The organism is Microbacterium sp. USHLN186 (assembly GCF_037145155.1).
In the GTDB taxonomy this organism is placed as follows: Bacteria; Actinomycetota; Actinomycetes; order Actinomycetales; family Microbacteriaceae; genus Microbacterium.
This window is the reverse complement of the sequence record NZ_JBBCYA010000001.1, coordinates 768,285-789,035: the sequence shown is the minus strand read 5'-3', so window position 1 is coordinate 789,035 and position 20,751 is coordinate 768,285. Positions and strand designations below refer to the sequence as shown.

The following is a 20,751-nucleotide window of genomic DNA, read 5'->3' as shown; positions in this document are numbered from 1 at the left end:
GAAGGACCCTACGATGGGGGCCATGGTCGACAAGCCGCAGTGGCTGATCCGCGAGGACGCGGGCACTTCCGTGCTCGTCGCGCTCGCGCTGCGACAGCTGCTCGGCATCCGTGCGCCGGAGGAGCTGCCCGCCCTGCGCGGGCTCGAAGTGCGCCGTCCGGATGCCACCGAGGTCGACGACGCGCTCGAGAAGCAGTGGCGCGACTACTGGGACATGACCGTCGAGCCCCGCGCGCACCGTTCCGAGGTGCCGCTCGATCTGGTCGAGGGTTTCGACACGCTCATCGCGCTGCCGACGACGGGCGCCGAGGAGCTGCGCGAGGCGATCGTGCCGCACGCTCCTGCTGTGCTGCGCTACGCCCAGAACGCGCACAACCGCTACGTCGACTCGGTCAGCTCATCTGGCGGCGCCTACCGTGCCTACGCGAGCGCGATCGCCGAGTTCGAACGCGAGATCGGCCGCCGCGCGCACTCCTTCGAGCTGAACGTGCAGGTGCTGCCTTTCACACAGCGCGGCATCTGGTGGATCGGCGCACTCAGCGTGGCCGTCACCGACGGGCTGCGCCGGGACGTGGTCGCGTTCGATGCCGCGATGCGGCCGGTGATCGCCGAGCTCGCCTAGCGGCGCTCAGCGCAGATCATCGTCCTGCACCACGCGCTCGCGCTCGACGCGCACCATGCGAGTGTGCTTGCGCGCGACCCGGTCCAGCACCAGCGCCAGCAGGCCGCCGAGCGCCACACCGACCGGCGCTGTCCACAGCAGCGCGAAGCCGAACACCTGCCCGGGCGGGTAGACGACGCCGAGCGCCGTCGATGGCTCGTACGAACCGAAGAGGGTCAGGATTCCGGCGACGAGGATACCGAGCACCGCGCCGGCGACCATGAACACGCCGTACCGCGGGACGGGCCGCACGGTCGCCTCGACCGTGGAGTGACTGGTGCTGCTGGACATGCTCCCATTCTCCCACGCTCCACCCACCAGGTCGCGGGTTCCCCCTCCCTCCCCCTCCCCCGTCGAGAGCACGGGAGGGGAGGGTAGGCGAAGGAGCGCCGGGTCAGGGGCGCAGGGGGAGCAGGTCGGAGAGGTCGGCGCGGATGCCGGATGCCACCACGCGGCCCGCGGCGACGGCATCCGTCCACTGCTCCGCTCCGGTGGCGAGGGCGACCCAAGTCGCCGCGTCCATCTCGACGACGTTCGGCGGCGTGCCGCGGGTGTGCCGCGGGCCCTGCACGACCTGCACCGCGCCGAAGGGCGGCACGCGCACCTCGACGCTGTTGCCCGGCGCCTTCTCGTCGAGCAGCTGCAGCAGGTACCGCACGGCGGTGGCGGTGATGGGTCGGGGGGCCGCCCCGGCGGCGAAGGCGGCGAGCGCGGCCCTGCCGTCGGCGACGTCGATCCTGCGGGCGGGCATGCCCCCAGGCTATGCGTCGCTCCGGCGCGGACGGGCATAGGGTCGGTAGCGATGACGGATCCCGCCTCGACTCCCGACGGCACGCTGCGTGGCGCGCGCGCCGACCTGCTCGCCGCCGCCGCGCGTGCGCATGAGTGGACGCCGCGCTTCCCGATGAGCGTCGACGACCCGTCGCCGGCATCCGTGCTGATACTGTTCGGGCGGCTCGACAGCATCCCGGCGCGCAGCGACGCCGACACGGTCGGCGCCGACCTCGACGTGCTGCTGCAGCGCCGCGCCGCGACCCTCTCCTCCCACCCGGGGCAGGTCGCGTTCCCGGGCGGCGGGCGCGAGGCGCAGGACGCGGATGCCGTCGCCACCGCCCTGCGCGAGGCACAGGAGGAGACCGGTCTGGATCCGTCCGGTGTCGAGGTGCTGGCCACCCTGCCCGAGATCCCTCTCGCGGTGAGCAACTTCCTGGTGACGCCGGTGCTGGGGTGGTGGCGGCGGCCCTCCCGGGTGGCTGCCGTGGATCACGCCGAGACGGTCGAGGTGTTCCGGATGCCGGTCGGGCAGCTGATCGACCCGGCTCACCGGCACACCGGCACGCTCTCCCGCGATGGCCGCACGTATCGGGGCCCGGCGTTCGAAGTCGACGGCACGCTGGTGTGGGGGTTCACGGCCGGGATCCTCGACGCGCTCTTCGATGCGACCGGCTGGGCGCTGCCGTGGGACCGCGCGCGCGAGCGGCCCGTCACGCTCTGAGCCGCGCGCAGCCCCGCCGGTAGGCTGGCGGCATGAAGATCCTGGTCCTCGGCTCCGGCGCGCGCGAGCACGCGATCATCCTCTCCCTGCGGTCCGAAGACGCCGCGCACGAGATCTTCGCCGTTCCCGGCAACGCGGGCATCGCGCAGGATGCCACGCTGGTCGACCTCGACCAGCTCGACGGCGCGGCCGTGGCGGCCTTCGCCAACGAGCAGCACATCGACCTGGTCGTGGTGGGTCCGGAGGCGCCGCTGGTGGCGGGCGTGGCCGACGTGCTGCGCGAGCGCGGCATCCCGGTGTTCGGCCCGGGCCGCGCTGCCGCCCAGCTCGAGGGATCGAAGACGTTCGCGAAGCGGGTGATGGATGCGGCAGGCGTGCCCACCGGGCGCGCGGTGCGCGCGGCGTCGCTGGACGAGGTGGCGGCGGCGTTCGACGCGCTCGGCGCCCCCCACGTGGTGAAGGCGGACGGGCTGGCGGCCGGCAAGGGCGTGATCGTGACCGCCGACCGCGAGGAGGCTCTCGCGCACGCCGAGCGCTATCTGCCCTCGGGCGCGGTGCTGATCGAGGAGTTCCTCACCGGTCCGGAGGTGTCGCTGTTCTTCCTCAGCGACGGCGACACGGTGCGCGCGCTCAGCCCGGCGCAGGATTTCAAGCGGGCGCTGGACGGCGACGGCGGCCCGAACACGGGCGGCATGGGTGCGTACTCGCCGCTGCCCTGGCTCGCGGACGACTTCGGCAGCGTGGACGCGTTCGTCGCCGAGGTGACCGAGACCGTGGCCATGCCGGTGGTGCGCCAGCTCGACGCCGAGGGCACCCCGTTCATCGGTCTGCTCTACGCCGGACTCATCCTGACCCCCGATGGGGTGCGCGTGATCGAGTTCAACGCCCGCTTCGGCGACCCCGAGACGCAGGTCGTGCTGCCGCGCCTGCGCACGCCGCTGTCGCGGCTGCTGCTGGCGGCGGCCTCCGGCACGCTCGAGGACGAACCGCAGCCGGAGTTCTCGGACGACGTGGCGATCACCGTGGTGCTCGCCAGCGAGGGCTATCCCGAGAACGCCCAGACCGGCCGGATGATCGAGGGGCTCGCCAAGGCAGGGTCCATCGAGGGTGTGACGATCGTGCACGCGGCGACCGGGGCACCGGATGCGCCCGGCGGATCGCTGATCGCGACCGGCGGCCGCGTGCTGAACGTCGTGGCGACCGGGGCCGACTTCGCCGACGCCCGCGCCCGGGCGTACGAGGCGATCGGCCGGATCGCACTCGACGGCGCGCACTACCGGCACGACATCGCCGCGCGGGTGGCCGAGTAGGCGTCGCGCGGGTCGCTTCGGCGCGGTGCTGCTCGACACGGATGTCGGCAGGATGCCCGGATGCCGGTCGATCGGCGCGATTCGCGCCGACATCTGTACTCCGCGCCTACGCCCGTGCGTCTCCCGGAAGGGTCAGCCGTTGAGCGCGAAGCTCTGCGGCAGGATCGCCGGCGAGAGCGCGTGCTCCACGGCAAGGATGCCGGCGCCGATCACCGCGGCCCGACCGGCCGTCACGGCGGGCGCAATCGTGAGGTGCTCGGTCGCCAGGGGCGTGGAACGGGTGTAGACCACCTCACGCACTCCGGCGATGAGATGCTCGCCGACCCTGGCCATGGCGCCGCCGATCGAGATGACCGAGGGATTCAGCAGGCTCACCGACGCGGTGAGCACCTCGCCGATGTCGCGACCTGCCTGGCGTACTGCCTGGATCGCCTCCAGGTTGCCCGACTTCACGAGCTCGATGACGTCTGTGCCGGACGTCGCCGGGACCCCTTGTGCAGTCAGCGCACGTGCGATGGCAGGGCCGGATGCCAGCGCCTCCAGGCATCCGCGGTTGCCGCACGGACAGGGCACGTCCGCCCCGCGCGCGACACGGACGTGCCCGATGTCACCCGCGATGCCCTGCGCACCGCGCAGCAGGCGGCCGTCCGACACGATCCCCGCGCCGATCCCGGTGGCCACCTTGACGAAGATGAGGTGGTCGGCTTTCGGCCACGCCACCGAGCGCTCACCCAGGGCGGAGATGTTCACGTCGTTGTCGACGAGCACGGGCACCTGCAGATGCTGCTGCACCCACCCGGGCACATCGAAACGGTCCCACCCGGGCATGATCGGCGGATTCGTCGGCCGCCCTGCCGGGTACTCGACCGGCCCGGGCACGCCCATGCCGACAGCGGCGAGGCGGCCGCTGCCGAGCCCCGATTCGCTCAGCAGCGCGAGCGCCGTCTCGGCCACCCAGGTGAGCACCGGCTCCGGCCCCTGCGCCACCTCGATCTGCCCGGTGCGCTCCGAGAGGATCCGCCCGGCGAGGTCGGTCACCGCGACCGTGGTGTGCGATGCGCCGATGTCGGCGGCGAGGACGACCTTCGCCGCCGGGTTGAGGGCGATCTGCGAAGGCGGCCGACCGCCGGTCGACGTGGCATCCGCGACCGCCGTGACCAGCCCCGCCTGCATGAGCTCGTCGATCCGAGCGGCAACCGTGGAACGCGCCAGACCGGTGGCCTTCGCCAGTTGGGCTCGCGTGCGCGGCATCCCGTCGCGCAGCAGCTGGAACAGCTCGCCGACGCCGACCGCACTCCCGTTGGATCCCATTCATCTCCCCGCGTCTCTCGGCCCGCCGGCACTGTTTCGGCACGATCCGCGAGGGCAGCCTTCGAAGCCGAAGTCTACGCGGAACGCCCGGGCTCGCCCCGGGCCGGTCAGGAGGAGCGCCCGCTGCGCTTCACGGCGAAACGCTGCTGCAGCAGGACCGCCACGACGATGATGATGCCCTTGGTCACCGACTGGATCGAGGAGCTGAGGTTGTTCTGCACGAACACGTTCGTGAGTGTGGCGAAGATCAGCACGCCCAGCACCGTGCCGACGATGGTGCCGCGCCCGCCGATGAGCAGTGTGCCGCCGACCACCACCGCCGCGATCACGTCGAGCTCGAGCAGTGTGCCGTGCGTCGAGGTGCCGGCCGTGGTTCGACCCATGATCATCACCGCGGCGATGCCCACGGTGAGTCCCGCGAGGGCGTACAGCCACATGGTGTGCCGCTTCACCTTGATCCCGGCCAGACGTGCCGCTTCGGCGTTGCCGCCGATCGCGACCGTGCGCCGGCCGAACGTCGTGCGATTCAACAGCAGCCATCCGAGCACCGCGACGATCGCGAAGATCCAGATCAGCATGTCGACGCCGAGGATGTCGGCGTTCAGCGCTTTGATGAAGTCGCGGTCGGAGATCACCAGCGTGCGGTTGTTGGCGAGGATCTCGGCAAGGCCCCGGGCCCCCACGAGCATCGCCAGCGTGGCCATGAAGGCGATCACCTTCCCGTACGCGATGACAACGCCGTTGATGATCCCGGCGACCAGGGCCACCGCGACCGCGACGAGCACGGTGACGATCCAGTGGCTGCCCTTGGCCGCGGTCTGCACGGCGGCGAGAGAGGCCACCACCGACGAGAGCGCCATGACCGCACCGACCGAGAGGTCGATGCCGCCCGCGATGATCACGAAGGTTGCGCCGACGCTCACCACGCCCACGATCGACGCCTGCCGCAGGATGACGAGGGCGTTGTCGAAGTTGGCGAAGTTCGATGAGGTCAGCGCACCGACGATGATCAACAGGATCAGCGCGAGAACGAGGCCGAGGTTGCGCCCCGCCGATCCCGCCATCAGGCGGCTCATCAGCGAGTCGCGGGTGTCGGCGTTCTGTGGTGCCGCCTCGGCGGCTGCGGGCTGGACGCTCACGCGGATGCCCCTTTCATGACGAGGTCGAGCACACCGTGCTCGTCGATCTGGGATGCGGGGACACGATCGAGGATGCGCCCGTCGCCGACGACCAGGACGGTGTCGGCGAGACCGAGCACCTCCTCGATCTCACTGGAGACGATGACGATGGCATCGCCGGCAGCGGCGAGGCGCCGGATGAGCGCGTAGATCTCGGCACGCGCGCCGACGTCCACGCCGCGCGTGGGCTCGTCGAGCAGCAGCACGCGGCTGCCGTGCACGAGCCAGCGCGCCAGCAGGATCTTCTGCTGGTTTCCGCCGGACAGGGTCGCTGCCGGCCGCTCGGGGTCGGCGGGCCGCAGGTCCAGAGCGGTGATCTGCTCTCGAGCGATGCCGATCTCGCGCTTCTCGTCGAGCCAGGATGCTTTGGCGAAGCGGGCGAAGGAGGACATCGTGATGTTCTTGTAGATCGGCTCCCCGAGCACCAGCCCCTGGGATTTGCGCTCCTCGGGGCTGAGGCCGAGTCCGGCGGCGACGGCAGCGGGCACAGAGCCGCGGGGGATCGGCTTCCCCTCGACGGCGACGGTGCCCGAGGTCGCCCGACGAGCGCCGTAGACGGTCTCGAGGATCTCGCTGCGACCCGAGCCGACGAGCCCAGCGAGTCCCACGATCTCCCCCGCCCGCACCGAGAACGACACGTCCTCGAACACGCCCTCCAGCCCGAGACCATCGACCTCGAGCAGCACGGGGGCGTCGTCTGCGACCGGCGCCGCCGGGGGGAACACGTTCTCGACGCTGCGGCCGGTCATGTGACGGATGAGCTCTGCGGTGCTGGTCTGCTTCGCCGACAGGTCGTTGGCGACGGTCGCACCGTCTTTGAGCACCGTGATGCGATCGCCGATCGCGCGGATCTCCTCCAGGCGATGGGTGATGTACACGACGGCGATGCCCTGGGAGGTCAGTTCGGCGATCACTGCGAAGAGGTTGCGCACCTCTTCGCTGTCGAGGACGGCCGATGGCTCGTCCATGATGATGAGCCTCGTGTCGTGCGAGAGCGCGCGCGCCATGCTGACGATCTGCTTCTCGGCAGCGCTCAGCGAGCCGACCTCGGCGTGCGGTGACATGCGCCCATGACCGAGCCGCTCGAGCAGTCGCTGCGTCTCGCGCGTCAGCTCGCGGCGACGGGTGAGCCCGAAGCGGTCGAACTCATGACCGAGGAAGACGTTCTCGGCGACGGTGAGCCCGTCGACCACATCCAGCTCCTGGTACATCGTCGAGATGCCGAGCGAGATCGCAGCCTGGGGGTCGGTGATCTCGACGACCTCCCCCATCCACTCGATCTCACCGGCGTCGGGAGTGTGCACCCCTGCGAGCGTCTTGATGAGGGTCGACTTTCCGGCGCCGTTCTGTCCGAGCAGACAGTGCACCTCTCCTGCGCGCACGTCGAGGTCGACGCCCTTCAGCGCTTGGACGCCGACGAAGCTCTTCTGCACATCGCGCATGCGCAGTAATGCCGGAACATGGTCATCTTCGATCACATCAGGAACATAACATGCTCGACATGGTCTGATCCAGGGTCGATCTCTGCGGTGCCAAGCCCGGTAGATCCGGGATGGAAGCAGTTGCGGTCTGGTTGGTGATAAGCAGGAACAGGCCTTTCTCCACACTTGTGCCGATCAACTGACAAAAGCCGTGCGGTCGAACACCGCTTCTGCTAGCGTGAGCGTGCCAGTGCACGGATGCCCTCGGTCTGACAGGTCACCGCGCACCACCGCACCCACTGCATCGCGTTTCAAGGAGGAAAGACATGCACGGCATCCGCACACGTCGACTGCGGCCCATCCTGGCCGGAACGGCCGCCCTGCTCGCAGTCGGCCTGCTCGCCGGCTGCACGAGCGACGGGTCCGAGGGAGACGCTACCGACCGCCAGGGCACGACCAGCGACGAGAACGCCGCGAAGGGCGACAACGTCGTGATCGGCTGGTCGGGTCCCGAGGCCGACCACGGCTGGCTCGGCGCGATCAACTCCGGCGCCATCGCGGCGGCGGACGGCTTCGACGACGTCGAGCTGCGCCAGGCGGAGGGGACCAACGACGCCAGCCAGCAGATCGCCGCGGTCGAGCAGTTCATCAACGAGAAGGTCGACGCGATCGTGCTCCTGCCGACCGACGGCGCAGCTCTCACCGAGGTGGCGATGAAGGCCATGGAGGCGGGCATCCCCGTGATCAACGTCGACCGCGAGTTCTCGAGCACCTTCGCATCGCGCGCCACCATCCTCGGCGACAACTACGGCATGGGCGTCAGCGCCGGCACCTACATCTGCGAGCAGCTCGACGGCCAGTCCGACGCCGTGGTCGCCGAGATCGCCGGCATCGACTCGCTGCCGCTGACGCAGGACCGCTCGCAGGGCTTCAAGGACGCCCTCGAGGACTGCGGACTCGACGTCTCGGCTCGCGTGGCCGCGGACTTCACCGTGGCCGGCGGGGAGAGCGCGGCCTCGCAGCTGCTCTCCGCCAACCCGAAGATCGACGCGATCTGGAACCACGATGACGACCAGGGCGTCGGCGTGATGGCGGCGATCGACGCGGCCGGCCGTGACGACTTCTTCCTCGTCGGCGGCGCCGGCAGCGTCAACATGATGGATCGCATCAAGGCCGATGACAGCGTCATCAAGGCGACCGTCATCTACCCGTCCACGCAGGCGGCCGATGGCATCGCGCTGGCGCGCCTGATCGCGCAGGGCAAGACCATGAGCGACCTGATCACGCCCAGCGTGCCCTACCGCATCGTGCTGGACGCTCCGGTGGTGACCAAGGACAACGTCGACGAGTTCATCGACCTCGCCTTCGAGTCCTGACCATCCCGGGTGGGGCGGCGGTCATCGCCGCCTCACCCTTCCCACACCGGAGGAAAGCAATGTCCGCACAGCTGCGCGTGGCGATGATCGGCCACGGATTCATGGGCGCGGCCCACTCGGTGGGGTGGCGCCAGGCCCCGGCCGCATTCCCCCTCCCCGCTCAGCCGGTGATGACTGCCCTGGTCGGCCGTGACCGCGAGACCACGGCCGCCGCCGCGGACCGGTGGGGCTGGCAGGAGACGTCGACCGACTGGCGCGAGACCATCGCCCGCGACGACATCGACATCGTCGACATCGTCACCCCCGGCGACACCCACGCGGAGATCGCCGTCGCGGCCCTGGCCGCGGGGAAGCACGTGCTGTGCGAGAAGCCGCTCGCGAACACGGTCGCCGAGGCCGAGCAGATGGCGGATGCCGCCACGCGGGCGGCCCGCTCCGGCATCCGATCGATGGTGGGATTCACCTACCGCCGGGTGCCGGCGGCGACCCTCATGCGCGACATGGTCGCAGACGGGCGCATCGGCGCCGTCCGTCAGGTGCGCGCCGGTTACCGCCAGGACTGGCTCGCTGACGCCGAGGCGCCGATGACCTGGCGCCTGGACAAGGATCGCGCCGGCTCCGGATCGCTCGGCGACATCGGCGCGCATGCCATCGACATGTGTCAGTTCGTCACCGGCCAGTCGCTGACCTCGGTCTCGGGGGTGCTCGAGACCATCGTGAAGGAGCGTCCGCTGCTGGCAGCATCCGTCGGCCTGGGAGGTACCGCCGGAGCGGGACGCGGCACCGTCACCGTCGACGACGTCGCGCTGTTCAACGCCCGTCTCGAGTCGGGCGCGCTCGCCTCGTTCGAGGCCACCCGCTTCGCCACCGGGCGAAAGAACGCCCTCGAGATCGAGATCTCCGGAGACCGCGGCGCCCTGTACTGGAACCTCGAGGACATGAACGCGCTGCAGTTCTACGACGCGACGGCGGATGCCGGCGAGCAGGGCTTCACCCGCATCCTGGTGACCGAGCCGCAGCACCCCTACCTGTCCGGCTGGTGGCCCGCCGGACACATGCTCGGATACGAGCACGGCTTCTCACACCAGGTGAAAGACTTCGTCGAGGCCATCGCCGTCGGTGCCCAGCCGAGCCCGAGCTTCGACGAGGGACTGCGCGTGCAGCGCGTGCTCGACGCGGTCGCACGCAGCTCCGCCGAGGGATCCGCCTGGACCGAGGTCTGAGAACCGGCCCGGCCACCGGGTCAGAAGCAGCCGGCGAGAGCCGAGAAGAAGGAGGACGAAGATGTCACGACCAGTCACGCTGTTCACCGGCCAGTGGGCCGACCTGCCGTTCGAGGAGATCTGCCGTCTGGCAGGCGAATGGGGCTACGACGGCCTGGAGATCGCCTGCTGGGGCGACCACCTCGACCCGTGGCGCTGGGATGACGAGGAGTACATCGCCGATCGCAAGGCGATCCTCGCGCGCAACAACCTGCAGGTGTGGACGATCTCGAACCATCTCAAGGGTCAGGCCGTGTGCGATGACCCGATCGACGAGCGGCACCGCAACATCCTCTCCGATCACGTGTGGGGCGACGGTGACCCGGAGGGCGTGCGACAGCGCGCCGCGGAGGAGATGAAGAACACCGCGCGACTGGCGGCGAAGCTGGGCGTGCGGACCGTGACCGGGTTCACCGGCTCATCGATCTGGAAGTACGTCGCGATGTTCCCGCCCGCCACCGATGAGATGGTCGAGGCCGGGTACCAGGACTTCGCCGACCGCTGGAATCCGATCCTCGACGTCTTCGACGAGGTCGGCGTGCGGTTCGCGCACGAGGTGCATCCCTCGGAGATCGCATACGACTACTGGACCACCAAGCGCACGCTGGACGCGATCGGCCATCGCGAGGCCTTCGGGTTGAACTGGGACCCGTCGCACATGGTGTGGCAGGACCTCGACCCGGTCGCGTTCCTGTGGGACTTCCAGGACCGCATCTATCACGTGCACTGCAAGGACACGAAGAAGCGGCTCGGCAACGGCCGCAACGGCCGCCTCTCGTCGCACCTGCCCTGGGCCGACCCGCGCCGCGGGTGGGACTTCATCTCCACCGGGCACGGCGACGTGCCCTGGGAGGACGCCTTCCGGATGCTGAATGCCATCGGCTACTCCGGTCCGCTCTCGGTGGAGTGGGAGGATGCCGGCATGGACCGGCTCGTCGGCGCACCGGAGGCACTCGCGTTCGTGCGGAAGCTGTCGTCGTACGAGCCGTCCGGGGCGGCATTCGACTCGGCCTTCGCGACGCGCTGACCGCGCTTCTGATCGAGTGCCGGCTCCGCTCAGCCGCGCCGCACGAAGTACCAGTTGGCGACGAACCAGCAGATCACCAGTGCGAAGAACATCACGACGGCCGCCCATCGCGAGGTCGGGTCGGTGTGGACGATGGCGTGCAGGACCAGCTGACCGACACTGAGCAGCAGCGCCGCGACTCCGACCGTGGCGAGGCCCTTCATCCCCGCGACGCGGTCGCGCTCGTCGGCGTACTCCAGGGCGTTGACACGCTCGAGGTCTCCGGAGCCGCCACGGCGCGCGAACACCGCGCCGACACCGCCGCCGATCGCCCCCACCAGCAGAGCGAGGGCCGCCACGTTCTGCCCCAGAGCGAAGCATACGACCGCGCCGACGGTGCACGCGACCACCAGCACGGTGTTGGTGCGTGACATCGGCCAGACACGGCCGCCCACGCGCTCTTCGTCAGGATCACCCATCGACATCGAAGACCTCCTCAACGGTCGAGCCGAAGTGGCGCGCGAGGTGAACGGCGAGCACGAGCGACGGATCGTAGCGGCCGGTCTCGATGGCATTGATGGTCTGCCGCGAGACGCCGACCGCGCTCGCGAGAGCCTGCTGAGAGAGGCCGCGTTCGGCCCTGAGCTCCCTGACCCTGCTGCGCACAGTTCCAAAGTAGGGGACGCTGCGGCTCATGTAAAGCGCACTTGACACATCGTGAAGATGTCAAGCATGCTTGTCATGTCAAACACGCTTTACACCTTACGGAGGATCTCATGCAGGACGCACTCGTCGACTTCACCCAGTCCCTGCCGCTCTGGCTGCAGTGGGCGGGCGTGATGCTGGCCGCCGCCATCCCGTTCGTCGAGTCGTACTTCGGCACGCTGATCGGCATCGTCGCCGGCGTGCCGGTGCCGATCGCAGTGCTGGCCGCGATCATCGGCAACGCCGCGTCGATGCTCGCCTTCGTATTCACCGCCGCAGCGGCCCGGCGCAAAGTGCTCGCACGGCGCGGAGGGGACGCCGAAGCCGAGCCCTCCCCGCGCCGGCAGAAGGTCAAGCGCATGTTCGACCGCTTCGGCGTGCCGGGCGTGAGCCTGCTGGGCCAGACGGTGCTGCCGAGTCAGATCACCTCCGGCATGATGGTCTCGTTCGGCGCGAGCCGCAACGCGGTGATCCTCTGGCAGGTCATCTCGATCATCGTGTGGGCGGTCGTGTTCGCCGCGATCGGTCAGGCGGGCGTCTCGCTGTTCCGCTGAGCGGTGGCATCCGCCCGCTCCGCCCGCGCATCCCTCTGCGGCGCCTGCTCAGGCGCACGATGCCTGCCCTCCCCCGGGTGCGATTCGTCGCCCTGGTAGCGGTCGAGGAAAAGCGCGGCGACCAGCGCGAGCACGAGCACGCACGCCGGCAGCAGCATCGCCTGCGCCATGCCGGCCGAGAAGCCCTCGGCGATCCGCCGGGGCATCTCGCCGCCACCGGCCAGTCCCGCCGGCGCCGCGGACAGCCCGGGCAGGTTCGCCTCGAGACGCGCCTGCATGAACGCGGCGATCGATGCGGAGCCCACGACAGAGCCGATCGTGCGCGTGGTGTTGTAGATGCCCGCACCCGCGCCGGCCTGCCGCGGCGGCAGGTTGCGCGTCGCGGTGGTGGCCAGGGGACCCCACATGCCGGCGTTGCCGATGCCGATCAGCGCAGACGGCAGCAGGAACATCCAGGTGGGGGTGTCGAGGTTCATCAGCGCGGCATTCCACAGCTGCCCGCCGGCGACGCACAGCAGACCCGGCACGAGGATCCATCGGGGGTCGACGCGGTCGAGCAGCCGGCCCGCGGCCGGCGACAGGATGCCCGAGAGCACCGCCATCGGGATGAGCAGCAGCGCCGCCTGCGTGGGGCTCAGCCCCCGCGCCAGCTGCAGGAAGAACATGAACGGCAGCGACATGCCCGTCACCGCGAAGCCCACCACCGCGATCGCCGCGTTCGCTCCCGAGAAGTTGCGGTCGCGGAACAGGGCGAGCGGCACGAGCGGCTCGTTGCGGGTGCGGGCCTGCTGCACCACGAACAGCGCGAGCACGACGAGGCCGGCGATGATCAGCCCCCACACCGAGATCGGCCCGACGATGGTGCCCCAGTCGTAGGCCTCGCCCTCCTGCAGCCCGAACACGATGAGGAACAGTGCCAGTGCGCTGAGCACCACGCCCACCAGGTCGAAGCGGTGCGCGTGGGTCTCGAGCGAGGGCACGAGGATCCATGCCAGCACGAAGCCGACGATGCCGACGGGGATGTTGACGAAGAAGATCGCCTCCCAGCCGAAGGCGTCCACCAGCACGCCGCCCAGCAGCGGGCCCACCAGGGTCGCGACACCCGCGGTCGCGCCCCACAGCCCCATCGCCGCCCCTCGGCGCTGGGGTGGGAAGGTGCGGGTGATCACGGCCATCGTCTGGGGGGTCATCAGAGCGGCGCCGAGGCCCTGCGCAGCGCGCGCGATGATCAGCCCGTCGAGCGTGGTCGACAGTCCGCAGCCGAGCGAGGCGAGTGTGAACACGGCGAGACCGAGCAGGTAGATGACCTTGGGCCCGAAACGGTCGCCGAGGCGGCCGGTGATCAGCAGCGGCACGGCGTAGGCGAGCAGGTAGGCGCTGGTGACCCAGACGACGTTGTCGAGATTGTTCGTGTCGGGGTCGAGCGCGGCCTTGATGGCGGGGTTCGCGACGGAGACGATCGTCGTGTCGACGAGCAGCATGAAGAAGCCGATGACCAGCGCCCACAGGGCGGGCCAGGGACTGCGCTGCGGAGTACCGGATGCGGGGGCGGAAGTCACCCGGTAACGCTACTCCCCCTCACCGACATGCGGGTCGGCCCGGGATGCCGGACGCTCAGAGATCCGTCGGCCCGAGCCCGGCTCGTTCGAGGATGATTCCGACCTGGACGCGACTGCGAACGCCGAGTTTGACAAACACCTGCTCGAGATGGGACTTCACAGTCGCCGCGGAGATGTGTAGGGCTGCTCCGATCTGCTGGTTCGTCTCTCCTCGAGCAACTCCCTTCGCGACGTCTCTCTCCCTTTCGGTCAGCACTGATACGCGCTCTTCAGCGTCAAGTCTGCCCGGCCCTCCCTCGCTCGCCACTGCGCGGCGAACGAGGTGGGCTGTGCTGCGGCCTGATACGACGGTGTCTCCGGCTGCTGTGCGATGCACTGCATCAACTATTCGTGCGGGAGATTCGTCCTTAAGCAGATAACCGCTGGCACCGGCGGACAGCATGTGCAGCAGCTGATCCTCCGAATCGATGCTGGTCATGGCGAGCACGCGAGTGTCGCACTGTGACACGATCGCGGCCGTGGCCTCCGGGCCGCCAACGCCTGGCATCCGCACATCCATCAGGACGACATCCGGACGGTGGGCGCGTACGAAGGCGACGGCGCCCGCACCGTCGGAAGCCTCTCCCACGATCTGTATCGACGGGTCGACGCTGAGCACGAAACGGAATCCGCTTCGGATGAGCGCTTCATCGTCGACGATGAGGACGCGCACGACTGCAGATTCGTCAGCGAGGCCCACGCCCCGAGCTTAGCGAGCACTTCAGCCTCGTTCGAGCCAGGGCAGGGACACATCCACGATGAAAGAACCTTCGTACGCTCCGAGCCATGCCCGCCCGCCCAGAGCTGCGACCCGCTCGCGAATGCCGAGGATTCCGTTGGTTCCACCCGGAACTCCCGATTCCACGTTCGCATGCACAGGGTTGGAGACGCGAATACGCGCGCCGTCGGAAGGGTCGACCTGCAGGAAGACCTCGACCGGCGCACCCGGTGCGTGCTTGATGGCATTCGTGAGCGCTTCCTGAACGACACGGAACACAGCGTTGTCAAGCAGCGTCGATGCCCGCTCCGCCCCCTCGATCACGATGTACGCACGTACGTCCGCACCGCCCGCACGCAACTCCATGAGCAGAGCTCCGATCGCTCGCATGGAGGCCGGCGAAGTCGAACCAGCGGAGGCGCCACTTCGCAGATCCCCGATGAGGCCGCGCATGTCCTGCAGAGCGGCATGTGTCTGTTCTCGTACCGTGCGAGCGATCTGTCCGGTTTGCGCAACACCGTCCACCTCGGCGCCGACCGCGGCTGCCGCTTCGAGGGCGCCCGCATGGAGCGAGACCACAGAAAGACGGTGCGCAAGCGCATCGTGCATATCGCGAGCGATGCGCTCACGCTCTGCCTGTCGGACCATCTGCTCAGTGAGCGCGTCCGCCCGATGGTGCTCTCGTTCGGCCCTCGCCACGCTCTGCTGTGCCTCTTCGCGAGTGCGCCATAAGAGCACGAGGCCTACCGTCACGCCAAACGACATCACAGCGCAGCCGATGGACGCGATGATCCACGAACCCTCGAACTGTGCGTGTGTACGCGTTGTGAAATACCACGGGAGCGCACCGCCCCAAGGTGTCGTCACTTCCCGGAGCACGTAAAGGGCGATCAGTCCGCCGACAAGCAGTCCCAGTCTTCGAACATGGTGAGGGTAACGCCGCGCGAAAGCGAATGCACCGACCAGAACCAGGACGTATGACACACCGATCGCTGAGAGAAGTGCGCCAGCCGCGAGCGCTATGGCCGGAAGCCGGTGGCGCCAGATCACGGTGATCCACGCGATCAGGACCAGAAACATAAGCAGGGTTCCCACGCCCGTGATCTTGATGTCGCCGACGCGGTCGAGCGTCGAAGCCCCGGGCACGTTCGGGAGTGCGGCGGCGTCGAAGAAGAACCCTCCGATGACCATGCCGACGGTGGTGGCGCCTCCGGCGATCGCCCGCCGGCGTGGAGCGTCATTGCGGATGGTCGGAACTGTCACACCACGAGAGTATTGCGGGCCGCGACCTTGCGACTCCGCTGTGAGGCGATGCCCCATCCGCCGAATGACGGTGGCCGTTCTACCCGAGTGGCGGAGGAGTCAACCGCGCCCGGTCCGAAATACTCAGGTGAACAGTCGGCAGTCAGGTGTTCTGGTATCGATGGACCGATACCCAGATGGGAACGCCACTACCCGCCGGCATAGCTACTCGCGTAGATTCCCTAGAAAAGAGAGCCCTCATGAGCTTCGACAACAGCACGCCCACACCTCCGCCGCTCCCGGGGCCGACCGCCCCCCACCCGACGGGCTCAGCTCCCAACGCCGCGGGACTCGTGCCGCCGCCGCCCACCGCGACTGTCACGCCGGCCGGCGCGCCCACAGCGGGAATCGCCCCTGTGGCGAGCGGCGAGAAGTCCTTCCTCGCCACTTGGCTGCTCGCCATGCTCGTGGGCGTCTTCGGCGTCGATCGCTTCTACCTGGGGAAGGTCGGCACGGGCATCCTGAAGCTCATCTCGTTCGGTGGAATCGGCGTCTGGGCGCTGATCGACCTCATCATGGTCCTCACCGGCGCGACCCGCGACAAGGCAGGCAGGCCTCTCGCCGGATACGACCAGCACAAGAAGGTGGCGTGGATCGTCACAGGCGCCGTCATGGCGCTCGGCATCCTGATCAACCTCGTGACACCCAAGCCCGCACTGTCCTCACCTGCATCGGATGTCGCCCCGATCTCCGCGCCCGCCACCGAAGTGGCGGATGAAGCAGAGGTAGAGGAGGCGGCCACGGAGGCAGAGCCCATAATGGTCGTCGTTCCCGAGATGGTCGGCACCCCGGTCAGCATCTCGCAGCCCATCGCCGAGGCGTATGGCCTGAAATTCTCCGCACCGGCAGATGCGACCAAGGACTCCATCATCGCCTCTCAATCAATCAAGGCCGGGACGAAGGTCGAGGAAGGCACCGAGGTCGCCGTCACCGTCGAGCCGCCCAAGCCGACGTTCACGCTCGAGCAGCAGAACGCGATCGATAAGGCCCAGAACTATCTCAGCTTCGCTGGGTTCTCTCGCGAGGGACTGATCGCTCAGCTCGAGTTCGAAGGGTTCTCGGCCGAGGCAGCGGCGTTCGGTGCGGACAACGCCGGCGCGGATTGGAACGCCGAAGCAGCCGAAAAGGCGAAGAGCTACATGGACATGACCTCCTTCTCGCGTCAGGGACTCTACGACCAGCTCGCGTTCGAGAAGTTCACTCCTGAGCAGATCGAGTTCGCTCTGACTGCCGTCGGCTACTGAGACAGATACGGAGCCATCATGGAGACGAACGCCATCCTCAGCTGGACTCTGCAGCACGAGATACCGGTACCCGACGACGTGCAAGCGCTGCTTGCCCAGGGCGAGCAGGCCATCACGTCGTTCAAGACCTTCCGCGATTCCGCCACCTTCACGACGAAGCGACTCATCGTGCGCGATGCGCAGGGCCTCACCGGCAAGAAGGTCGAGATCTATTCGCTGCCGTACAGCTCGATCCTGATGTGGTCGTCCGAGAACGCCGGCACCCTCGACTGGAACTCCGAGCTGGAGCTGTGGACGAAGGCCGGGCACATCAAGGTCAAGCTGGCGAAGGGCGCCGACGTTCGCCGGATCGACAGCCTGATCGCCTGGGCGGTACTCAATGCGCACTGACGGACGCAGCTCTTCCACTCCGGCGGCGGTCGCCTCGGAGTCCCGGACCCTCACTCTCGAGCGTGATTGACCTCGAGACTGTCGGCGCCCGCTGACTGGGGACAGCGGGCAGGAACGGGGCGCGGCTGGGGACCGCGCCCCGTTTCGTCGACGTGCGTGCGTCATCCCGATGAGCGTGGTGGGAGGATGGGCTGCGTGAGCGAAGCACAGATCATCCCCGGTTGGCGGCACATCTACTCCGGCAAGGTCCGCGACCTGTACGCCTCCGAGGACCCCGCTGACACGCGCATGCTCGTGGTGGCCTCCGACCGGGTGAGCGCCTTCGACTTCGCGCTGCGCCCCGGCATCCCCGACAAGGGCGAGCTACTCACCAGCCTCAGCCTCTGGTGGTTCGACCAGCTGGCGGATCATCCCAACCACCTCGCCGAAGGCGAGATCCCGGATGCCGTCGCCGGGCGCGCCATGCTGGCCATGGCGCTGGAGATGCTGCCGATCGAATGCGTCGTGCGGGGTTATCTGACCGGCTCGGGCTGGGCGGAGTACGCCGAGCACGGCACGGTGTGCGGCATCCCGTTGGCGGCGGGCCTGCAGAACGGCGACCGTCTTCCCGAGCCGCTGTTCACGCCCGCCTACAAGGCGCCGCTGGGTGAGCACGACGAGAACATCACCTTCGAGCGGGTGGTCGAGCTCGTGGGCGCGGAGCGCGCCGCCGAGCTGCGCGACGTCTCGCTCGCGGTCTACCGCGGTGCCGCGCAGATCGCCGAGGCGAAGGGCCTCATCCTCGCCGACACGAAATTCGAGTACGGAGTGGATGCCGAGGGCACACTGCGGCTCGCCGATGAGGTGCTCACCAGCGATTCCTCCCGGTACTGGGACGCCGAGGCGTGGCGCACCGGCAGCACGCCGGAGGAGCGGATGGCGAGCTTCGACAAGCAGATCGTGCGCGACTGGCTGGCGGCGCACTGGGATCGCTCGGGTGAGCCGCCGGTGCTGCCGGATGACGTCGTGGCACGGACGGCGGACCGCTACCGGGAACTGATCGCGCGACTGCAGGCCTGACCCTTCGACAGGCTCAGGGACCCAGATCTGCAGGGGTAGGCGGACCAGGGCGGTAGTGTTTCCTCGGCCCTGATGCCGCCTTCCCGCCACCTGATTCCGAGGAGTCCCCATGCCGCTGTGGAAGATCCACGGAGACGGCCACACCGTCGCGCCCGGCGCCGTCGTCCGCCCCGAGGAGCGCCTGAACTGGCCTGCCACCATCGCGATCGGCGTCCAGCACGTCGTGGCGATGTTCGGCGCGACCTTCCTGGTGCCGATCCTCACCAACTTCCCGGTGCCGACCACCCTGCTGTTCAGCGGCATCGGCACGATCCTGTTCCTGCTGGTCACCCGCAACCGGCTGCCCAGCTACCTCGGCTCCTCGTTCGCCTTCATCGCGCCCGTGACCGCAGCGACCGCGGCCAACGCGTCGGGTGCCGACGACGGGATCGGTGCGGCGCTGGCCGGCATCGTCGCGGTCGGCGTGCTGCTGACCGTCATCGGCGTGGTCGTGCACGTGGCCGGAGTGAAGTGGGTCGATCGGTTCCTGCCACCGGTGCTCGCCGGCACCATCGTGGCGCTGATCGGGTTCAACCTCGCCGGCGCGGCGCGCGGCAATTACGAGCTCGCGCCGATCACGGCGACGTTCACACTCGCCATCACGATCCTGTTCGCGGTGGTCTTCCGCGGATTCCTCGGCCGCATCTCGATCTTCCTCGGCGTCATCGCCGGCTACATCTTCGCGGGGCTGCGCGGGGAGCTCGACTTCAGCAAGGTCGACGCGGCTTCCTGGTTCGGCCTGCCCACGTTCCACGCCCCCGACTTCGCCAGCGCGGGCTCCTGGTCGGCGATGGCCATGTTCCTGCCGGTGGTGCTCGTGCTGATCGCCGAGAACGTCGGGCATGTGCGCGGAGTGGCGACCATGGTCGAAGACCCCTCGATCAACAAGCAGACCGGCAAGGCGCTCATCGCCGACGGCATCTCTACCTCGCTCGCCGGCTTCTTCGGCGGCTCTGGCACGACCACGTACGGCGAGAACATCGGCGTGATGGCATCCACCCGCGTCTACTCCACGGCGGCGTACTGGGTGGCGGGTATCACGGCCATCCTGCTGAGCATGTCGCCGAAGTTCGGTGCGGTGATCAACTCCGTGCCGGCGGGCGTGCTGGGCGGCGTCACGACGGCGCTGTACGGCCTGATCGGTGTCATCGGCATCAAGATCTGGGTCGACAACCGCGTCGACTTCTCTCGCCCGGTCAACCAGTACACCGCCGCGGTCGGGCTGATCGTCGCTGTCGGCGGGTTCATGATCAAGGACCCGGACTCGGGTTTCCAGCTCGGCGGCATCGTGCTGGCGACCGTGGCCGCGATCCTCATCTACCATCTGGGCAATCTCGTCGCCCGGCTGCGCGGCAGCGGAGCCGACGACCCGCGACCGCTCACCGGCGTGGGTGCACCGGGCGGCGACCCCGCCTGAGAAGCATCCCCACCTGAGCCGGCCCCCGCGCGCGGCGGCCGGCTTCATCCGGCGAAGGCGATCACGCCGAGGAAGGATGAACTGTCGTGAATTCGTCCTTCCTCGGCGTGATCGCCTTCCTCGGCGCGACTCACGGGAGCCCGCGCCGCGACCGAGTCGCGGGGCAATCGCTGTCAAGGCCCCACCGTGGCATCCGTCCACGGGGATAACGTCGGTCCATGCACGACATCGCCCCGCTCGCCGACCTCGCCCGCGACCGCGACCTGCGCATCGCCGTCGCCGAATCGCTGACCTCCGGTGCTCTGGCGAGCGCGGTCGGTGCCGGTGAGAGCGCCAGCAGCTGGTTCGCCGGGGGCATCGTCGCGTATCTGCCCGATGTGAAGGAGCGGGTACTCGACTTCCCCGCCGATCATGACCCGACATCGGCGGAGTGCGCAGAGCAGCTGGCGCGCGCGGCACGAGAACTGTTCGACGCGGACCTGTGCGTGTCGACGACGGGTGTGGGCGGGCCCGCGCATGAGAAAGGGCACCCGCCGGGAACGGTGTTCCTGGGCTGGGCGACGCGCGCCGGTCACGGGCATCGGCGCCTCGCGCTGGACGGGGAGCCCGAGCAGGTGCTCACCGACACCGTCGAGGCGGCCATCGACCTGCTCGTTGACCGCGCGCGCTCGGTCCACGCCTCCTGAGCCCTCGCGCACCCCCGCG

22 protein-coding genes are annotated in these 20,751 nt (G+C 69.0%); 12 read left to right on the top strand and 10 right to left on the bottom strand.

Annotation, left to right across the window (positions count from 1 at the left end; genetic code table 11):
• The first annotated feature begins 22 nt into the window (after positions 1-22).
• The gene (locus tag WFG93_RS03685) at positions 23-622 is read left to right on the top strand and encodes a zinc-binding alcohol dehydrogenase (RefSeq protein ID WP_336644957.1); all 600 of its coding nucleotides are present in this window, start codon (positions 23-25) and stop codon (positions 620-622) included.
• Positions 623-628: 6 nt separating this feature from the next.
• Here the strand turns inward: WFG93_RS03685 and WFG93_RS03680 are convergent, their stop codons facing one another.
• Positions 629-952, bottom strand: coding sequence for a potassium transporter Trk (locus WFG93_RS03680; RefSeq protein WP_336644956.1), 324 nt, complete (start codon positions 950-952; stop codon positions 629-631).
• Between the two features lie 103 nt (positions 953-1,055).
• A complete protein-coding gene (locus WFG93_RS03675) occupies positions 1,056-1,412 on the bottom strand; it encodes a sterol carrier family protein (RefSeq protein WP_336644955.1) in 357 nt (118 codons plus the stop codon).
• 51 nt (positions 1,413-1,463) lie between these two features.
• On the opposite strand from WFG93_RS03675, the gene WFG93_RS03670 reads away from it, so the two are divergent.
• Positions 1,464-2,156: an NUDIX hydrolase gene (locus tag WFG93_RS03670; RefSeq protein ID WP_336644954.1), complete on the top strand. Its 693-nt coding sequence runs from the start codon at positions 1,464-1,466 to the stop codon at positions 2,154-2,156.
• A gap of 32 nt (positions 2,157-2,188) precedes the next feature.
• The gene (gene purD, locus WFG93_RS03665) at positions 2,189-3,466 is read left to right on the top strand and encodes a phosphoribosylamine--glycine ligase (protein WP_336644953.1); all 1,278 of its coding nucleotides are present in this window, start codon (positions 2,189-2,191) and stop codon (positions 3,464-3,466) included.
• 132 nt (positions 3,467-3,598) lie between these two features.
• Here the strand turns inward: purD and WFG93_RS03660 are convergent, their stop codons facing one another.
• The 3 genes from WFG93_RS03660 to WFG93_RS03650 all read right to left on the bottom strand — a co-directional run bounded on the left by WFG93_RS03660 (position 3,599) and on the right by WFG93_RS03650 (position 7,397).
• Complete coding sequence (locus WFG93_RS03660; protein ID WP_336644952.1) at positions 3,599-4,777, bottom strand: ROK family transcriptional regulator; 1,179 nt, start codon at positions 4,775-4,777, stop codon at positions 3,599-3,601.
• Positions 4,778-4,884: 107 nt separating this feature from the next.
• Positions 4,885-5,853 carry an ABC transporter permease gene (locus WFG93_RS03655; RefSeq protein WP_336645056.1) on the bottom strand — a complete coding sequence of 323 codons (969 nt, stop codon included), beginning with the start codon at positions 5,851-5,853 and terminating at the stop codon, positions 4,885-4,887.
• Positions 5,854-5,912: 59 nt separating this feature from the next.
• Positions 5,913-7,397 (bottom strand): sugar ABC transporter ATP-binding protein, encoded by a 1,485-nt coding sequence (locus tag WFG93_RS03650; protein ID WP_336644951.1) that lies wholly within the window; start codon positions 7,395-7,397, stop codon positions 5,913-5,915.
• 305 nt (positions 7,398-7,702) lie between these two features.
• On the opposite strand from WFG93_RS03650, the gene WFG93_RS03645 reads away from it, so the two are divergent.
• From WFG93_RS03645 to WFG93_RS03635, 3 genes are all read left to right on the top strand, one after another.
• Positions 7,703-8,752 carry a substrate-binding domain-containing protein gene (locus WFG93_RS03645; RefSeq protein ID WP_336644950.1) on the top strand — a complete coding sequence of 350 codons (1,050 nt, stop codon included), beginning with the start codon at positions 7,703-7,705 and terminating at the stop codon, positions 8,750-8,752.
• An 83-nt stretch (positions 8,753-8,835) separates the two neighbouring features.
• A complete protein-coding gene (locus WFG93_RS03640; protein ID WP_336645055.1) occupies positions 8,836-9,975 on the top strand; it encodes a Gfo/Idh/MocA family protein in 1,140 nt (379 codons plus the stop codon).
• Positions 9,976-10,036: 61 nt separating this feature from the next.
• Complete coding sequence (locus WFG93_RS03635) at positions 10,037-11,041, top strand: sugar phosphate isomerase/epimerase family protein (RefSeq protein WP_336644949.1); 1,005 nt, start codon at positions 10,037-10,039, stop codon at positions 11,039-11,041.
• Positions 11,042-11,070: 29 nt separating this feature from the next.
• Here WFG93_RS03635 and WFG93_RS03630 read toward each other — a convergent pair whose 3' ends face one another.
• Positions 11,071-11,505, bottom strand: coding sequence for a hypothetical protein (locus tag WFG93_RS03630; protein ID WP_336644948.1), 435 nt, complete (start codon positions 11,503-11,505; stop codon positions 11,071-11,073).
• The gene (locus WFG93_RS03625) at positions 11,492-11,716 is read right to left on the bottom strand and encodes a helix-turn-helix transcriptional regulator (protein WP_442928224.1); all 225 of its coding nucleotides are present in this window, start codon (positions 11,714-11,716) and stop codon (positions 11,492-11,494) included. The genes WFG93_RS03630 and WFG93_RS03625 overlap by 14 nt, the downstream gene beginning before the upstream one ends.
• Before the next feature lie 80 nt (positions 11,717-11,796).
• Here WFG93_RS03625 and WFG93_RS03620 point away from each other — a divergent pair, with 80 nt between their 5' ends.
• The gene (locus WFG93_RS03620) at positions 11,797-12,279 is read left to right on the top strand and encodes a hypothetical protein (RefSeq protein ID WP_336644947.1); all 483 of its coding nucleotides are present in this window, start codon (positions 11,797-11,799) and stop codon (positions 12,277-12,279) included.
• Here the strand turns inward: WFG93_RS03620 and WFG93_RS03615 are convergent.
• From WFG93_RS03615 to WFG93_RS03605, 3 genes are all read right to left on the bottom strand, one after another.
• On the bottom strand, positions 12,252-13,760 hold the full coding sequence (locus WFG93_RS03615; RefSeq protein WP_442928228.1) for a DHA2 family efflux MFS transporter permease subunit: 1,509 nt from the start codon (positions 13,758-13,760) through the stop codon (positions 12,252-12,254). The genes WFG93_RS03620 and WFG93_RS03615 overlap by 28 nt on opposite strands.
• A 133-nt stretch (positions 13,761-13,893) precedes the next feature.
• Positions 13,894-14,577 (bottom strand): response regulator transcription factor, encoded by a 684-nt coding sequence (locus WFG93_RS03610; protein WP_336644945.1) that lies wholly within the window; start codon positions 14,575-14,577, stop codon positions 13,894-13,896.
• A 21-nt stretch (positions 14,578-14,598) separates the two neighbouring features.
• Positions 14,599-15,858 (bottom strand): sensor histidine kinase, encoded by a 1,260-nt coding sequence (locus WFG93_RS03605; RefSeq protein ID WP_336644944.1) that lies wholly within the window; start codon positions 15,856-15,858, stop codon positions 14,599-14,601.
• A 239-nt stretch (positions 15,859-16,097) separates the two neighbouring features.
• On the opposite strand from WFG93_RS03605, the gene WFG93_RS03600 reads away from it, so the two are divergent.
• The 5 genes from WFG93_RS03600 to WFG93_RS03580 all read left to right on the top strand — a co-directional run bounded on the left by WFG93_RS03600 (position 16,098) and on the right by WFG93_RS03580 (position 20,732).
• Positions 16,098-17,141, top strand: a complete 1,044-nt coding sequence (locus tag WFG93_RS03600) for an Ltp family lipoprotein (RefSeq protein ID WP_336644943.1) — start codon at positions 16,098-16,100, stop codon at positions 17,139-17,141.
• A gap of 18 nt (positions 17,142-17,159) precedes the next feature.
• Entirely contained in the window at positions 17,160-17,531 is a 372-nt protein-coding gene (locus WFG93_RS03595) for a PH domain-containing protein (RefSeq protein WP_336644942.1), read from the top strand.
• Between the two features lie 186 nt (positions 17,532-17,717).
• Positions 17,718-18,590: a phosphoribosylaminoimidazolesuccinocarboxamide synthase gene (locus WFG93_RS03590; protein ID WP_336644941.1), complete on the top strand. Its 873-nt coding sequence runs from the start codon at positions 17,718-17,720 to the stop codon at positions 18,588-18,590.
• Between the two features lie 109 nt (positions 18,591-18,699).
• Entirely contained in the window at positions 18,700-20,046 is a 1,347-nt protein-coding gene (locus WFG93_RS03585) for a uracil-xanthine permease family protein (protein WP_336644940.1), read from the top strand.
• Between the two features lie 218 nt (positions 20,047-20,264).
• The gene (locus WFG93_RS03580; protein WP_336644939.1) at positions 20,265-20,732 is read left to right on the top strand and encodes a CinA family protein; all 468 of its coding nucleotides are present in this window, start codon (positions 20,265-20,267) and stop codon (positions 20,730-20,732) included.
• The last annotated feature ends 19 nt before the right edge of the window (positions 20,733-20,751 follow it).